The sequence below is a fragment of the Bifidobacterium thermacidophilum subsp. thermacidophilum DSM 15837 genome (genome assembly GCF_000426425.1).
Classification (GTDB): Bacteria; Actinomycetota; Actinomycetes; order Actinomycetales; family Bifidobacteriaceae; genus Bifidobacterium; species Bifidobacterium thermacidophilum.
On record NZ_AUFI01000007.1, the window covers coordinates 307370 to 323293 of the forward strand.

The 15924-nt window shown below is 60.1% G+C and carries 12 protein-coding genes and 2 tRNA genes; 6 read left to right on the forward strand and 8 right to left on the reverse strand.

All coding sequences use genetic code 11. The annotated features are described in order from the left end of the window. Window positions 1-180: 180 nt before the first annotated feature. A complete protein-coding gene (locus tag K315_RS0103675) occupies window positions 181-1980 on the reverse strand; it encodes a threonine/serine exporter family protein (protein ID WP_238556475.1) in 1800 nt (599 codons plus the stop codon). Between the two features lie 411 nt (window positions 1981-2391). On the opposite strand from K315_RS0103675, the gene K315_RS0103680 reads away from it, so the two are divergent. Continuing rightward, window positions 2392-5148: a phosphoenolpyruvate carboxylase gene (locus tag K315_RS0103680; protein WP_029576240.1), complete on the forward strand. Its 2757-nt coding sequence runs from the start codon at window positions 2392-2394 to the stop codon at window positions 5146-5148. Window positions 5149-5271: 123 nt separating this feature from the next. Here the strand turns inward: K315_RS0103680 and K315_RS10845 are convergent, their stop codons facing one another. The 4 genes from K315_RS10845 to K315_RS10370 all read right to left on the reverse strand — a co-directional run bounded on the left by K315_RS10845 (window position 5272) and on the right by K315_RS10370 (window position 9151). Further along, window positions 5272-5406 carry a hypothetical protein gene (locus K315_RS10845; protein ID WP_274518218.1) on the reverse strand — a complete coding sequence of 45 codons (135 nt, stop codon included), beginning with the start codon at window positions 5404-5406 and terminating at the stop codon, window positions 5272-5274. 884 nt (window positions 5407-6290) lie between these two features. Then, entirely contained in the window at window positions 6291-8072 is a 1782-nt protein-coding gene (locus tag K315_RS0103690) for an FAD-dependent oxidoreductase (protein WP_029576241.1), read from the reverse strand. Between the two features lie 151 nt (window positions 8073-8223). Beyond that, entirely contained in the window at window positions 8224-8787 is a 564-nt protein-coding gene (gene ahpC, locus K315_RS0103695) for an alkyl hydroperoxide reductase subunit C (protein ID WP_029576242.1), read from the reverse strand. Between the two features lie 190 nt (window positions 8788-8977). Beyond that, a complete protein-coding gene (locus K315_RS10370) occupies window positions 8978-9151 on the reverse strand; it encodes a hypothetical protein (RefSeq protein ID WP_155804615.1) in 174 nt (57 codons plus the stop codon). Window positions 9152-9341: 190 nt separating this feature from the next. Between K315_RS10370 and K315_RS0103705 the strand changes: the two genes are divergently transcribed. Both K315_RS0103705 and K315_RS0103710 read left to right on the forward strand, forming a co-directional pair. After that, the gene (locus K315_RS0103705; RefSeq protein WP_033520805.1) at window positions 9342-10109 is read left to right on the forward strand and encodes a carbonic anhydrase; all 768 of its coding nucleotides are present in this window, start codon (window positions 9342-9344) and stop codon (window positions 10107-10109) included. Window positions 10110-10200: 91 nt separating this feature from the next. Beyond that, complete coding sequence (locus tag K315_RS0103710) at window positions 10201-11580, forward strand: hemolysin family protein (protein ID WP_029576244.1); 1380 nt, start codon at window positions 10201-10203, stop codon at window positions 11578-11580. Between the two features lie 52 nt (window positions 11581-11632). Here the strand turns inward: K315_RS0103710 and K315_RS0103715 are convergent, their stop codons facing one another. Both K315_RS0103715 and K315_RS0103720 read right to left on the reverse strand, forming a co-directional pair. Beyond that, complete coding sequence (locus K315_RS0103715) at window positions 11633-12388, reverse strand: M48 family metallopeptidase (protein WP_052316542.1); 756 nt, start codon at window positions 12386-12388, stop codon at window positions 11633-11635. Between the two features lie 62 nt (window positions 12389-12450). Beyond that, window positions 12451-13200 (reverse strand): SOS response-associated peptidase, encoded by a 750-nt coding sequence (locus tag K315_RS0103720; RefSeq protein WP_244874292.1) that lies wholly within the window; start codon window positions 13198-13200, stop codon window positions 12451-12453. Between the two features lie 74 nt (window positions 13201-13274). On the opposite strand from K315_RS0103720, the gene K315_RS0103725 reads away from it, so the two are divergent. Further along, window positions 13275-13348: transfer RNA gene (locus K315_RS0103725), tRNA-Ile, on the forward strand. 44 nt (window positions 13349-13392) lie between these two features. Next, a tRNA-Ala gene (locus K315_RS0103730) sits at window positions 13393-13465 on the forward strand. A gap of 265 nt (window positions 13466-13730) precedes the next feature. On the opposite strand, the gene mscL is transcribed toward K315_RS0103730, so the two are convergent. Then, a complete protein-coding gene (gene mscL / locus K315_RS0103735) occupies window positions 13731-14198 on the reverse strand; it encodes a large conductance mechanosensitive channel protein MscL (RefSeq protein WP_029576247.1) in 468 nt (155 codons plus the stop codon). Between the two features lie 371 nt (window positions 14199-14569). On the opposite strand from mscL, the gene gdhA reads away from it, so the two are divergent. Next, window positions 14570-15916: an NADP-specific glutamate dehydrogenase gene (gene gdhA, locus K315_RS0103740; RefSeq protein WP_029576248.1), complete on the forward strand. Its 1347-nt coding sequence runs from the start codon at window positions 14570-14572 to the stop codon at window positions 15914-15916. Window positions 15917-15924 lie beyond the last annotated feature (8 nt).

A 15924-nucleotide genomic window follows, 5' to 3' on the forward strand; every position in this document is an offset into this window, starting at 1 on the left:
TTGCCGACTTCCAATGCCGACATCTGAAAAACTCGCGTCCAAAGGCAAAACGTGCGAGATATTGAGAGATTCTTCCCGATATCTCCGTTTTCGGGGCGTCATGTCCGAGAAATCACGACATCAAAATCACGAGATCAAAATCACAGCATCGCGAGACTGAGAGCTCAACGCGAATACGCCTCACACGTCGTACCGCCAGCTCTTGTCAGTGAGTACGCGAGCCATCACCAGCCCGATCGGCAGGCAGATGATCACCATGAACGCACGGAACGCCCAGTCCAACGCATGTAGCGTGTCGAAAGCCCCAAGGTAGAACATCGCGCGATACATATACATACCGGGCACCATGATCACAATGGACGGCACGGTCAAACAGATGCGCGGATACCCCAAGTGCGGCGGCAGCAATCCGCGCCGGACCGACGACCGCCACGCGGAGGCGAGCAGCCCGGCAAGCAGCGCGCCGATGAACGCACCGGCTTCGGCGGGCACACCCATATCCACGATTTCCAGACGCAGCGTATCGGTGATCATGCCGATCACGGCTGCGACCAGGCACATACGCTGCGGGGAGTTGAACATCACGGAGAAGCCCCACACGCCAATGAACGCGAACACCATGCGCAGCAGGCACTCAATCACCGGGTTGAGACCCAAGGGCTCGAATCCCTGCGGGTTGAGATGCACAATCGAGGCGACCATCCAGCCGGCGAGTGTGGCGATCAGCACGATGCACAGCACGTATGCCACTCGTTGGATGCCTGACGGGAAGTCGATCTTCGCCATATCCAGTCCGCCCGTGATCATCGGGAAGCCCGGAATGACGAACAGCATCGCCCCGATATACGCAGTGTCATGCTGCAAGGCAACGGGGTCGAACAAGCCGATTAGACGCAGCATACCCGTGCAGGCCAGCGCCGCCACGCTCACGCACACGAAGGTCACGAAGAACTGGTTGAGATGGTGGACGAACATCCGCCGACGAAGCCAATGGCCAAGCCCTGCGCCTACGAAAGCGCCGATCATGTCATACGGGCCGCCGCCAAGCAGGAACACGAAGGCCGCGCATGCGCACGCCGAGGCGAGACCTGCAAACGCCGGGGAATACAAGGGTTTGCGATGTTCGATCATGTCAAGCCGTTCATGCGCCTGCCGTACAGTGACTCCGCGCCGATGCTCGGGACGTTGGCCAACATGGTCGAAATGACTTGCGTACTCGCCTTTCGGGGGGCGCTGGGTGCGTTCGAGCCGCCGCGCAATTCGGCGCTCCCGGGCATCATCGCAACGCTCACCGCGGGACTGCGCGTTCTGTCCGCGTTCGGCGCGATATTCGGCCTCGCGCCCCGTCTGGCCACCCTGTTCACGTTCCGCTCGGTCGATACCCCGCATATCCAGCGGCGTCGCCGTCTGGGTGTCCTGGGTGCCAGGACGGGCCTGCTCGGCGTGTTCGAGCGCGTCGAGCACCGGGTCGTCATCGGCTTCGGCCGCCTGATTCCACAATTCGCGCTGGGCCTCACTGCCCATGTTTTCCTTGATTCCCTTGCGTTCTTTGCGCAGCTGCTTGGACAGGTCGGCGGACACCTGGGAGGCATCACGCTGATCGAGATGCTGCATCAAGCCTTCGGACACTTCGGTGCGGCTGTGATACATCGATCCGGTGCCGAGATTGACGTTGAACCAGTCAGCGAAATGCTCAAGTAGCCAGATTCGCTCGGTATTGACACCGGTGGTAGGCAGGTCCACCACTTCGGTGATCCGGTCGTGGCCGTCCGTGCAGGCCGCTTCGATATCGGTCAGATTCACGTCGGCGCGCACATGCGCACCCAACGGGTACGCGATGCGGTGCATCATTTCGCGCACACGGAAGCTGCCGGTGCCCGCCCCCAAATCCAGCATGCCGACGCGCACAATCACACTGGCTTTCGCCGCGATTCCAGCCTCGGTGATCGGCTTGTCCCAGTCACGCTCGATATCCTCCATGTCGAGTGGAATGGAATGCGTATGGTATTTCTTCACCGCAGCCGCGGCATTTTCGACGCCGCCTGTCTGCGCGTTGTCCCGCAGTCCGGTTCCCTGATGTTCTCGTTGTGAAGGATGCTGTGAAGGCTGTTGTGAAGTCACGGTTCCATTACTATCGCAAGCCGTACCCCGTGCGATCCGCAGCATCGGCAGAATGCCCGGAAAACAGCCGATTCACCATCCTGTCCACCATTCGGTCAATCTGCGGACAGATTTCGGACATGTTACACGCCCGTCGAAAACATGACCGTATAATGCCACTGCAACCGCTGAACCGACGGCTTTGGGTTCGCAACGGCCGGCACCACAACCGTGGAGGAGCCACGGAAGACCGGCAGACCGAACAACCGAAGGTTTGGAAAAGGAGGTTCAATGACAACAGAAAATCAGCAAATCACGCCAGCCGACGCCGGTATTGTGACGTCCGGCACGGGCACCAAAGGCCCGGAAGAGTGTGCTCTCCCTGATTCGCTGAAGCACGACATGGATTTGTGTCTGCAGATCGTGCGCGAAGTGCTTGGCGAATTCAATCCCAAACTGCTCGAGACATTCGATACCGTCCGCCAATATGTGGCCGACGCCAGCGCCGAGCATTCCACCAGTGTTCACACCGACCCGAGTGAGGGGCAGCGTGAGCTGGACAAGGCGGTCGGAACCATCGACGCGATGAATCTGCATGATGCGCAGCTGCTCGCGCGCGCGTTCACCACCTACTTCCATCTGGCGAACCTGTGCGAAGAGAATTACCGCGTATCCGTGCTGCATCAGCGCGAAGCGGCAGTCAGCGATGACGAGGCGGTCGACCCGGTCAATGAGATGACCAATGCCTATCACAAGCTCATTGTTGAAATGGGCCCGGCGAAGGCGAAGGAACTGCTCAACAAACTCGAGTTCCACCCCGTGTTCACCGCGCATCCGACTGAGGCACGCCGCAAGGCCGTCGAAGGCAAGATCCGCCGCATCGCCCAGCTGCTGGAAAGCAGCAAGATGCTCGGCGGCTCCGACAAGAAGGAAAGCTACCGTCGTCTGTACAACGAGATCGACGCGCTGTTCCGCACCTCGCCGATTGCGCTGAAGAAGCCGACACCTGTCGAAGAGGCCGACACCATCCTCGATATCTTCGACAACACGCTGTTCCACACGATTCCGCTCGTCTACCGTCGTTTCGACGATTGGATCCTCGGCGACAAGGCGGGTCTCGTCCCGCCGGTGTGCCCCGCGTTCTTCCATCCGGGCAGCTGGATTGGCTCCGACCGTGATGGCAACCCGAACGTCACTGCGAAGGTCAGCCGCCAGGTCGCACGCAAGTTCAGCGACCATGTAATTGCCGCTCTTGAAGAGGCCTGCCGCACCGTTGGCCGTAACCTCACCATGGAATCCGGCACCACGCCGCCCAGCGCCGAGCTGAAGAACCTGTGGAACCACCAGAAGGAAATGAGCGAACGGCTCACGTCCAAGGCCGCGCTGATTTCCACCAAGGAAATGCATCGCGCCGTCATGCTGGTGATGGCCGATCGTCTGCACTACACCATCGAGCGCGACGCCGATCTCATGTACAAGTCCTGCGATGATTTCATCGCGGATTTAAAGATTGTGCAGCGTTCGCTCGCAGCAGCCGGCGATCCGCGCGCAGCCTACGGCCCGTTGCAGGATCTCATTTGGCAGGCCGAAACCTTCGGCTTCCACATGGTTGAGATGGAGTTCCGTCAGCATTCCATCGTGCATTCCCGCGCGCTCGAGGACATCCGCGAGCATGGTCTGCATGGCGAGCGTGGCGAGCTGCAGCCGATGACGCACGAGGTGCTCGACACCTTCCGCGCGCTGGGTTCTATTCAGAAGCGCAACGGTATCAAGGCCGCCCGCCGCTACATCATCTCCTTCACGAAGTCCGCGCAGAACGTGCGTGATGTGTACGAGCTCAACCGTCTCGCCTTCGCCCATCCGGAGGACGTGCCGACCATCGATGTAATCCCGCTGTTCGAACAGCTTGAGGATCTCGAGAACTCGGTGGACGTGCTCGACGAGATCATTAAGATCCCGGAGGTACAGGCCCGTCTGAAGGCTACCGGCGGCAAGATGGAAGTCATGCTCGGCTACTCGGATTCTTCCAAGGACGCCGGCCCGACCACATCAATCCTCGCGCTGCATGAGACTGAGGGTCGTATCGCCACGTGGGCCAAGGAACACGACATCGATTTGACGCTGTTCCACGGTCGTGGCGGCGCTGTCGGCCGTGGCGGTGGCCCGGCCAACCGTGCGGTGCTCGCACAGCCTGCCGGCTCAGTCGACTGCCGGTTCAAACTCACCGAGCAGGGCGAGGTCATCTTCGCCCGCTACGGCAACCCGGTGCTCGGCCTGCGCCACATCGAGTCCGTCGCCGCGGCAACGCTGTTGCAGTCCGCTCCGAGCATCGACAAGATCAACACAGAGATGACCGCGAAGTACAAGCCGATGGCCGACGCACTCAGCAAGGCATCGCACGAGCGCTTCCTGGATCTGCTGCATACACCGGACTTCGCTGAATGGTTCTCGACCGTCACCCCGCTTGCCGAGGTGGGTCTGCTGCCGATCGGCTCCCGTCCTGCCAAGCGCGGTCTGGGCGCCAAGTCGCTCGACGATCTGCGTACCATCCCGTGGGTGTTCGCCTGGTCTCAGGCGCGCATCAACCTGGCTGCATGGTACGGTCTGGGCACGGCGTGTGAGAAGTTCGGCGACCTGGATACGCTGCGCAAGGCGTATGAGGAGTGGCCGCTGTTCTCCACGTTCATCGACAACATCGAGATGTCGATCGCGAAGACCGATGAGCGCATCGCAAAGATGTATCTGGCTCTCGGCGATCGCGACGACCTGCGCGACAAGGTGCTCGACGAGATGCGTCTGACCCGCAAGTGGGTGCTGCGCATTGTCGGTGACGCTTGGCCGCTGCAGCACCGTCATGTGCTCGGCCAGGCCATCAGGGTGCGTTCCCCGTATGTGGACGCGCTCTCCGTCACCCAGGTGCTGGCGCTGCGTTCGCTGCGTCGCAAGGTGGACAAGGAAGAACTCAGCCAAAGCCAACAGGCGGAGTTCATCTACCTTATCCTGTGCACCGTTTCGGGTGTCGCTGCAGGCCTGCAGAACACGGGCTGATTCCGATTTCCGACCAATGCAACGGGAAGGTCTCGTACCCTGCGGGGTGCGGGGCCTTCTCGCGTTTTGGGAGACATGCGAGACACCTCTGCGCGACTTGTCTGCGCCGGCATACACAACTCATCACAGCCCATGACGATTCGAGCGAATCATCAGGAAATGTTGCGCCGCGTATCTGACGACATACACAACATGCCAGTTGCCCTGATGCTTCGGCAACGACGACCGGGAAATCACCCGCTGCGTATCTGACGACATACGCGATCCGTCACATGCCTTGACTATCAAGTGACGTTGGCCACGAATAGTCACGTTGCGCATGCACCGGCATACGCAATCCGTCAGATACCTTGGCGATCCGGTAACAATGAACCGGAAGCGCACGTTGCGTATATCCAGACATACCCAGCCCGCAAGCTACGCCACCGATTCGGTCTCCGAGCGCACAATCCGCCTCACTGCGCATGCGATGGCATACACAACCTGTCAGATACCGCAACGATTCGAAGACGATACTGCGAACGTGGTCCGCTCAGCACGCGATGACATACTCAACTCATCACATGTCATGACGATATGACTTCACTCATCAGCATTGGACTACTCGGGAATGTCATCGTCCAGGCCCGCCTGCCGGGAGATCACCACCGCCCCACGAGTCCGCCCAAAACTCCCGGGAAATCCCCCACAAATCACCCAGAACTCCCGCATCCCCGCCCCATCCGAGCTGATGCTGACCCTACGGGGAGTTTGCGGGTATGAGGATTCGATTCTCGCCCGACACCTGTCCACCCCATCCTCCGGGAGGTTGCATGTTATCCGCCGATGGCAGCGAGTTCTCCCGCATTTGCGCGGGACTTCTCGCAACATGCGCGATTCAGGCCATAATCTCCCATCGGGCCGATTCGAGTCGCATTGGTATATCAACGATTTCCTTGGCACAATATCGCCGAACCCGGCCATCACAGCCAAACTCCCGGGAGATCACCACCGCCCCCCCACAAATCCATCCAAAACTCCCACGCTCTCGCCCCCATCAGCAACTGCCGGAAAAGCAAGCGCCCGTCGCACGGGACGATACCCACACGACGGGCGCGATTCCAAACGGGTACGATGCCGGCCCAACAGCCGCACGAAAGAAATCAGGCTCCCAGCAAATCAAGCATCTGCGGGACCGACTTCTTACCGAATTCGATGGTCTGCTGCGCTTCGGATGCGGCGTCAGCACCGGGCCGGGTGATGACCATGCACGGCACGCTCATCACGTTGAACTTGTCCTTGAGCTCGGGGAAGTGCGCAATATCGTAAGCTTCCGCCCGCACCTTCGGGTTCGCCGCGGCGATGCGCTGGGTCGCGAGCACGGTTTCCGGGCACATCGTGCAGGTGAGGGAGACGAGGAGCATGACATCGACCGGCTGGCCAATCGAGGCGATCCGTTCGGCGGTGTCCTGGTCGAGTGCCTGCCCCGGACCGGCCACATTGTACAGTGCGAGTACGAAGGAGTTGAACTCGTGCCCGCTCGGAACGCCATGGAAGGCAATGCCGGTTTCCTGCGGTTCACCGTTAGCGCCGATCGTGCACAACCGCACATTCGGCCGCGCATCCGGCAGCGGATCATCTAGCGAGACATCGCCGCCGGTCGCCGGAGCCGTATCGACCACCGTGCTCAACTTGCCGTCGCTCAGCGAGGTCATCTCGCCGATGAACGCCTGCAATTCCTTGGACAGCGGGGAATCGTCAAGCTCAAGCTTCAATACCAGCGGACGCGCCATCCGCGAGAACACGACCGCAAGCTGCTGGCGAATCGCATCATCGAAGAATGCATGATTGCCACCGGTCGGCGCGGCAGAAGCAGCACCGGGACGCTGCGGCGCCGGTGCCGGGGACGTGCCCGATGCGCTGGCGGCCTTCGCGGCCTTGGCTTCCTGCTGCTCGTAGGTGGATGTGGTCGGGCGCGGCGGCACCAACCCGGTTTTCTCACTGAGGTGCTTGGCATACCGTTCCAGTTCAACGGCGGCGATGGCGCCATCCGCGGTCGCCGTGACCACCTGGCGCAGATTCTTGACGCGCAAATCGCCGGCCGCATACACTCCGGGGACCGAAGTCTCCAGATAACCGTGCGTGACCACATACCCGTGGTCGTCAAGTTCCACCACGCCACGGACCAGTTCGGTCTGCGGCACATAGCCAGCGAACACGAACACGCCGAAAGTACCGCCATCAGCCGGCTTCCACACGCTCGTCTCACCGGTGCGCGTATCGCGCAACGTCGCTTCGGTCAGCCCGCCGGAACCGGCTGCGACCCCGTCAAGCTGCGTATGGTATCGCACCTCGATCTTCGGGTGGTTCTTGGCTTCGGCGGCAACGGCGGCATCGCAAGTGAAATCGCCTTCGCGCACAAGAATGGTGACTTTGCTGGCGTATTTCGTCAGGAACACCGATTCCTCGGCCGCCGCGAATCCGCCGCCGACCACGATGACTTCACGTCCGTTGAAGAATTCACCATCACAGGTGGCGCAGTAGGCCACGCCTCGGCCCGCATACTCCTGTTCGCCGGTGAAACCGATTTTGCGTGGGGAGGCTCCGGTGGCGATGAGAATGCCGAAGCAGCGGATATCACCGCGATTGGTGTGCACGACCTTGATATCGCCATCCACGTCCAGTCCTGTCGCCTCGGCGACTTTGAATTCCGCCCCGAAATTCTGCGCCTGCTTGCGCATGGTCGCGGTGAGTTTGCGGCCATCGGTGCGTTCGACACCCGGATAGTTGACTACTTCGGACGTGATGGTGATCTGCCCACCGAAATCCGCCTTTTCCAAGATCAATACGCGGTATCGCGCACGCGCCAGATATAGTCCTGCGGTCAGGCCCGCCGGGCCGCCGCCGATCACCACGACATCATACAAATCATCTTGCTGTTGCATTGTCGGCTCCTCGTCATCGCAACGATTACGGGTTCACATGACGGATGCCGCCACCCAACGCGGCCACAACCTTCACTGATTGCGGTGTGCTGCGAACGGTGACGGCATCCGTGATAGGGAATGAAAACCGTTTCAGCCAATCAGCCGAAGGTCACAGCTCGCCGACGAGATCCAGCGACGGCGCGATGGTCGCCTCACCGGGCTCCCACTTGGCCGGGCAGACCTGGTCGCCGTGCTCGTAGACGAACTGGGACGCCTGCACGCGACGCAGCAGCTCTTCGGCGTTGCGGCCGACGTTGGAGGAAATAACCTCATAGGCCACAACCTTGCCTTCCGGGTTGATGATGAAGTCGCCGCGTTCGGCCTGGCCCAGCTCCTCGTTGTAGGTGTCGAGGTCGCGGGCGAGCAGCGCCGTCGGATCAGCGAGCATCGGATACTGGATCTTCGCGATCTTCTCGTTCGCGTCATGCCATGCCTTGTGCACAAAGTGCGTGTCATGGGAGACGGAGTAGATTTCGCAGCCGATCTTCTTGAACTCCTCGTAATGGTCCGCGAGGTCTTCAAGCTCGGTCGGGCATACGAAGGTGAAATCAGCCGGATAGAAGAAGAACAGCGACCAGTGACCGAGCACATCAGCCTTGGTCACTTCATGGAAATCGTTGTTCTGGAACGCCTGAACAGTGAAGTCGGTGAGTTCGTGTTGCAGTAGTGTCATGGTGCACCTCGTCGTCTCGTTGTTCGATTCCGGCGGGCTTCGCGCACGGCCCGCCTTATGCACGGGCCCGGAGGCTCCGACCCCGCGTGGTTCCCATGCTAGCCCATCGCAGGCGGGAAATGCGGGAATTCACCTGTGGTAATCATCACATTGACATATGTGTGATTTCCACGATACTGCCGGTTGGATGCTACATCATATTCGCGGCGACAATGACCGCAATGATGCCCGCAAGGCTCAACACCGTGGATATCACCGTCAGACGCACACTTTTCGTGTTCTCTTTCATCGGCGCCGCGACAATGAACATCACCACTCCGACGACCAGCAGTACAATCGCAATGCCCATCACAATCTGCCCCATATCCACCACGTACCTTTCCGTAAATCATCGTCTGACATTCGTTGTCGACGATATCGACACCATCACCGCGTATGAACCGGTTCATTCAGTATTCTCCGTGACCACGACACACCTGACCGACACCCGCTCAGCCCACGGCATAGCGCAATCCGCGATACGATGACAACGCACATCACAGGCAGGAGGCCACATGGCAGACCAGACATTCAATGACGACGACACCCAACACGAACCGACCGCAACCTCCACGTGGAGCCGTCTGCTGGCCGGCAACCGGCGTTTCGCCCAAGGCAAGATGACACACGCCTGGCAGGACCGCGAAACCCGCGAATCCCTCATCGATTCCCAGCGCCCCGACGCCGCCGTGCTGTCCTGCTCTGATTCTCGCGTACCACCGGAGATCATCTTCGATGCCGGTCTCGGCGACATGTTCACCGTTCGCACCGCAGGGCAAATCATCGACGACGGCGTGCTCGCATCGCTGGAATACGCCGTCGAAAGCTTGCACGTCAGCCTACTTGTGATCCTCGGGCACCAGAACTGCGGTGCCGTCCAAGCCGCGGAAAAACAGCTTGGAGTACTGGCGTCACGCGTGAGACACGGCGATGATTCGCCCGAAACCGCACAATCGCTGGCTTCCATCATCGATGACATCGAAGCGATGGATGATGCACAAGCCGCGCAGGCCGCGCAAGACCGACTGGAAGCATCCTTGGAACGCCTGGTCATTGAAGCGCAGTCGCCGATCGTGCGGTCGGTCGGCCCGTCGGTATTACAGGCGTATGAGACGCAATTGCGCGACCCTGCCGATATTGAGCGCATGCATATCGCCCACACCATCGAAGAGCTGGCGGACCGTTCGCAGCCAATCCGGCAGGCCCTGGCGGATGAACGCCTCGTGCTTATCGGCGCACGCTATTGCATGGATACCGGCCTCGTGGAGGTCCTGAGCTTCTGAATAGCGTGGGCCGCCACGCTCGCCAATCCCCACTCTGGCGTCACCCCCAGGCGGCCCGCACCTTGACCGGCGCTTCTTCTACAGTGGAAGTATGTCGTCATTGTGGTTGAACGTCCTGCTGATTTTCATCTTCCTCGTACTCGGGGCGGTGTTCTCGGGCACCGAGCTGGCTCTGGTGAGCCTGCGCGGTTCGCAGCTCGACCAGATGGAGCAGGAGGACGCACGAGGAGCACGTGTCGCGCGCATCGCACGCGATCCGAACACCTTCCTGTCCACTGTGCAGCTCGGCGTCACCCTATCCGGATTTCTGTCGGCATCGTTCGGCGAATCGGCGATTTCCCCGATGATCGTGCCTGTTGTGGTCAGCTGGGGCATTCCGCAACATATCGCCGCTCCGGTGACCACTATCGTGTTGACGCTGATTATTTCGTACTGCTCGATCGTCATCTCTGAAATGGTGCCGAAACGCATCGCCATGCAGCGCACTGAGCAGATCGCCCGCGCGGTCGTGCCGGCGATTGACGTGTTCGCCAAGATCTGCAAGCCGATTATCTGGTTGATCGGTAAGAATACCAACGGTCTGGTCCGTCTGCTTGGCTTCGACCCGAACGAGACGGAAAGCGAGGTTTCCGATGAGGAGCTGCGCGTGCTGGTCAACACCAATACGCGGCTTGGCAAGGACGAGCGCACAATCCTGGACGATGTGTTCGACGCCTCCGAAACGATTGTGGCCGAGGTGATGCGGCCGCGCGCCGATGTCATCTTCCTCGAGGGCGATATGACCATCGAGGATGCCGCCGCCTACGTGCGCGAAATGCCGTATTCGCGTTACCCGGTCACCGGCAAGGATTTCGACGACGTGCTTGGCTTCGTGCACGTGCGCGACCTGCTGGATGTGCGCGACCCGCATGCGAAAACCGTGGCGGATATCACCCGTGAAGGCATCTCTCTGCCGGGTACGTCGAAGCTGCTGCCCAGCCTTGAGCTGCTGCGCAAGAGCGGTATCCACCTCGCTGTGGTCATTGATGAATACGGCGGTACGGACGGCATCGTGACCCTCGAGGATATGACCGAGGAGCTGGTCGGCGATATCCACGATGAATATGATCTGCCGGAAACCAAGGACGGCAAGACCGCGCCGGACACCGCGTTCGTCAACGGCGTGGCGACGATTGACGGTGGAATGACCATTGAGGATTTCGCCGATCTGACCGGTATCGAACTTGAAGACGGCCCGTATGAGACGGTCGCCGGGTATTTCCTCGCGCACACCGGAAAAATGGGCGCTGTGGGTGATGTTCTGCACTCCGATGATGGCTACGACATGATCGTCACAAAAGTCGACGGGCGGCGGATTGAGACCATCGACGTACGCAAAAGCGGCTCGCCCGGCCATGTGGATATCGCAGATAGCGGAAAGGCCGCGTCGGATACCGGCGAATCGCACGACAGCGATACGGCGGCCCACTGACCATTTCGAGAACGACCGGTCCGGAGAACACCACCTCAGGCAATCGCCGACATCACAGCACGGCGTAACGGTTGAGTTCACGGCGCAGATCACGCCAGCCAGGCAGGAACCGGTCCATCAACTGCTGGAACCGTGGCCCGTGGCCGCCCGCCCACAGGTGGGTCATCTCATGAACCAGCACATACTCAAGGAACCGTGGTTCCATGAGTCCCAACTGAAGATTGAGCCGAATCCGCCCTGTCGCCGGGGTACATGATCCCCATCGCGACCGCATGATGCGGAAGGTGATCCGTGTCGGCGAGCGCCCAATCACACGCGTCCAATGGTCCAGCAGCGCCGGGAGCTGCCATTCGAGCGATTGGCGGGCACGTCGCTGTACATCGGCAGTCCACACGGTCACGGAGTCACGGCTACCGATGTTGCGGTTGCCGGTATCGCGACTACCGATTCCGGATGAATCCTGCTCACTCACGCTTGGTTGTCTTCCCGCCTGATCGTTCAGGTGCTGCGATTGGCTTTCCGGGTGTTCCTCGCCCGTCGCCCCACCGACAAGCCGCATCGTATCGCGTTGCATCCGCTGGATTTTGCGTTGCTGGGCGCGAATCCACGTCTTGCGTGTGCTGACGAACGTCTCGATGACCTCCGTGGATATCCGCGTGGGCGCCATCACCCGGATGTCGCCGTTCGGCGGCTGGACGCGCAGATACATGTTGCGAATCGGCTTGCGGATCACCGTGACCGTCATCCCGCCGATATCTATGATGTCCGTCGAAGTGACGCGTCTTGATGTGCGGCGTCGGTAGGTCACGGCATGGTCCTTTCTGTTCCCTGTATGCGGCCACAGAGCCGGTGGACGCTATGGCCCGGCTATCAGAAGCGCAGCATCATCTCATCATACGGCTCGGTGAGTTCCGGCCCATCGCCATGCAATGGCGCGACCTCGTGACTTGCGAGCAATGACTGCGACAGCCGGGCCCCATACGCGGATGCCTCGGGGAGAATCTTATCTCCGGAAACGCTGCGATTGAGCCATTTCTGTGCGTGTTGCGGATCGCAGAGCACCGGCATCCGGTCGTGGATCTGGGCGGCGATACCGACCGAGTCGCGCGTCAAAATGGTTGCGGTGAGCAGCCAAGTGGCATTCGCCCGTTCCCGCGACAGCCACCAGGAGTATAGCCCCAGCAGTAGCAACGGCCGGTTGTCTTTGGCGTGGAAGTAGTAGGGTTTGCGTTCCGCCGTCCACTCGTAGTAGCCGGATACGGGGATGATCGCGCGATTATGCCGCGCGGCCTGCGCGAAGGTCGGTCTGTCGAGCGCTGATTCAATGCGGGCGTTGAACGTGGGGTAGGGGAGTTTCTTCGATTCGGCGGTGGGCGGAATGAGTGACCAGTAGGCGGATGCGAGATGATTGACCCCATGCGCGTCCTGCCCGATGACGGCGATGGTCTGCGTGGGACTGACATTCCATGATTTCCCGGGCAATCCGGCGGATGGTTGCGCGTGCAGTATCTGCGCAATCTCTGGGTAATCAAGCTCCGCGGCGAATCGTCCACACATGCCCATCAGCGTAGTCGACACCGAAGAAGTGCGAGCAGTACCGCATTCCGCATACAACGACACGCCGGATACCCATGGGTTGACGGAAGTCTCAAATATGGTACTATATCTGCTTGTGCGCTTTTAGCGTACGGATCGGGCCCGTAGCTCAGGTGGTTAGAGCGCATCCCTGATAAGGATGAGGTCGGAGGTTCAAGTCCTCCCGGGCCCACGTCGAAAAATCAAGCGGCTCGTGAGCCGCTCTTTTTTTCACATGGGGCTATAGCGCAGCTGGTAGCGCATCTGCTTTGCAAGCAGAGGGTCGCCGGTTCGAACCCGGCTAGCTCCACAGCAAACCTCCGGAACCCTGAATTCGGCAGAGTTCCGGGGGTTTATCATATTTCCCGCGTCTTCCATCCCAGAAACTAGCTACGCACAACCGCCGCCTATCGAACCCCCAACCTTCTGCCGACGCTGACAAGGCTTTCAGCGTCGGCAGAGACAGGCGGGGACGACAGTTCCAGTACACCTGCCGCCTACCCCCACAAACCAGCTACACAAACGGGTACACAGGCGTAACCAGTTTGGGAGGGTCGGCTCCCAGGTCTCGGGTGTCAGCGCACGCCAGATGGCATGTCAGAGGTGTTGTCGTCACCCTGCTTGGCAAGCTGGTCGCGGATTTCGCGCAGCAACAGCACGGTCTCTTCCTCTCTGCTCAGCTTCTTTTCTTGCTCTTCCTTGACCTTGGCGTCTTCCTCACCCTTGGCCTTGGCAATCAATGCCTCGGACATATCCCGCAGCTTATTGATCGGCACCAAAATGCAGAAGTACACAGCCGCCGCCACAATCAGGAAGTTCAGCACCGCGCTGAGAATCGCGCCGAAGGACACGGTCGCGCCATTGAAGGTGAACGCGAGCAGCCCGTCCATATTCGGCTTTCCGAAGATCATGGCGATGAGCGGGTTGATCAGGTTGTTCACAATGGAATTCACCACAGCGGTGACCGCGGCGCCCATCACCACGCCGACAGCCATGTCGATCATGTCGCCGCGTGCGATGAATTTCTTGAATCCGTCTATCATTCTTGTTCTCGATTCATATGATTGCTGATTGTCATTGTCGATTGAAGGCCATACTGACCAACTATTGGTGATTGTCCGTCGACAGGCGTTGAACATGCCTATTCGACAGGTGGCACGCCGTCGGCGTCCGCCAAGGAAGATGCAGTCGACGTGGGGCTCAAACAGCTCTGCTTGGTATCGTACCGTTCGGTATCCATGAATCGACATCGCGACACGCCTGAGAAATCCCGATTTACCTTGTAGCCACGCCGGAATCGTCGTCTGTCGCCTGTCCAAGGGGCGGAAAACAGCATCCACGGTCTTGCCGGCCCATGCACCCGCGCTTAAAATAAAACCATCTTATCAATAACCCGACCAATGAGGGGAGAGCTATGCTCACTGAAGAGTATGTCAAGCGCGTGTATGCGCAAGTGGAACGCCGCGACGGTGACCAGCCTGAGTTCCTGCAGGCCGTTCGAGAGGTGTTTGAAAGCCTGGAGCCGGTTGTCGCCAAGCATCCGGAATATGAGCGCAACGGTGTGCTGGAACGGTTCGTCGAGCCGGAGCGTGTGGTGAAGTTCCGCGTCGCATGGACGGATGATGAAGGTCGTGTCCAGGTGAACCGCGGCTACCGTGTGCAGTTCAACTCCGCAATCGGCCCGTACAAGGGCGGTCTACGCTTCCACCCGACGGTCAACGAGTCTGTCATCAAATTCCTCGGCTTCGAGCAGATTCTTAAGAACTCCCTGACCGGCCTGCCGATGGGCGGCGGCAAGGGCGGTTCCGATTTCGATCCGAAGGGCCGTTCCGATGGCGAGGTGATGCGCTTCTGCCAGGCGTTCATGACCGAGCTGCAGCGTCATATCGGTCAGTTCACCGATGTTCCGGCCGGCGATATCAATGTCGGTGCCCGCGAAATCGGCTATCTGTTCGGCCAGTACAAGCGCATCCGCGACGAATATTCCGGCGTGCTCACCGGCAAAGGCTTGGAATTCGGCGGTTCGCTGGCACGCACCGAAGCGACCGGCTACGGCCTGTGCTACTACACGCAGGAGGCGCTGCGCGTGCTGCGTAACGATTCCTTCCTAGGCAAGACCGTAGTCGTCTCTGGTTCCGGGAATGTAGCGATCTTCGCGATTGAGAAGGCGCAGCGTCTGGGCGCGAAGGTCGTCACCTGCTCCGATTCCAACGGCTATGTCTACGACCCCAAGGGCATTGACCTCGATGTGGTCAAGGACATCAAACTCGGTCACCGCGGCCGTATCAAGGAATATGCCGAGCGCATGCCCGGTTCCGAATACCGTGAGGGCTGCCGTGACGTGTGGACTGTCCCGTGCGATATCGCGCTGCCGTGCGCCACACAGAACGAGATTGACGGCGAATCTGCCCGCACGTTGGTGGACAACGGCTGCACGGTTGTGTGCGAAGGCGCGAACATGCCCAGCACGCCGGAGGCGATCGCCGTGTATCGGGGCGCGAAGCTGCTGTACGGCCCTGCAAAGGCCGCCAATGCGGGCGGTGTGGCCGTTTCCGGCTTGGAGATGAGTCAGAACTCGTATCGGCTGAGCTGGACCTTCGACGAGGTCGATGCCAAGCTCAAGCAAATCATGGAGGATATCGTGGCGAACTCCCTCGACGCCGCGAAGGAATACGGCCGTGAGGGCGACCTGATGCTGGGCGCGAACGCCGCCGGCTTCGTCAAAGTCGCGAACGCCATGGTCGCACAGGGCATCTTCTGATGTCCCTT

Coding starts and splice junctions, on each gene's coding strand:
- K315_RS0103675 (WP_238556475.1), bottom strand. CDS start 1,980: ATGGAGGATATCGAGCGTGACTGGGACAAGCCGATCACCGAGGCTGGA.
- K315_RS0103680 (WP_029576240.1), top strand. CDS start 2,392: ATGACAACAGAAAATCAGCAAATCACGCCAGCCGACGCCGGTATTGTG.
- K315_RS10845 (WP_274518218.1), bottom strand. CDS start 5,406: ATGTCGTCAGATACGCAGCGGGTGATTTCCCGGTCGTCGTTGCCGAAG.
- K315_RS0103690 (WP_029576241.1), bottom strand. CDS start 8,072: ATGCAACAGCAAGATGATTTGTATGATGTCGTGGTGATCGGCGGCGGC.
- ahpC (WP_029576242.1), bottom strand. CDS start 8,787: ATGACACTACTGCAACACGAACTCACCGACTTCACTGTTCAGGCGTTC.
- K315_RS10370 (WP_155804615.1), bottom strand. CDS start 9,151: ATGGGGCAGATTGTGATGGGCATTGCGATTGTACTGCTGGTCGTCGGA.
- K315_RS0103705 (WP_033520805.1), top strand. CDS start 9,342: ATGGCAGACCAGACATTCAATGACGACGACACCCAACACGAACCGACC.
- K315_RS0103710 (WP_029576244.1), top strand. CDS start 10,201: ATGTCGTCATTGTGGTTGAACGTCCTGCTGATTTTCATCTTCCTCGTA.
- mscL (WP_029576247.1), bottom strand. CDS start 14,198: ATGATAGACGGATTCAAGAAATTCATCGCACGCGGCGACATGATCGAC.
- gdhA (WP_029576248.1), top strand. CDS start 14,570: ATGCTCACTGAAGAGTATGTCAAGCGCGTGTATGCGCAAGTGGAACGC.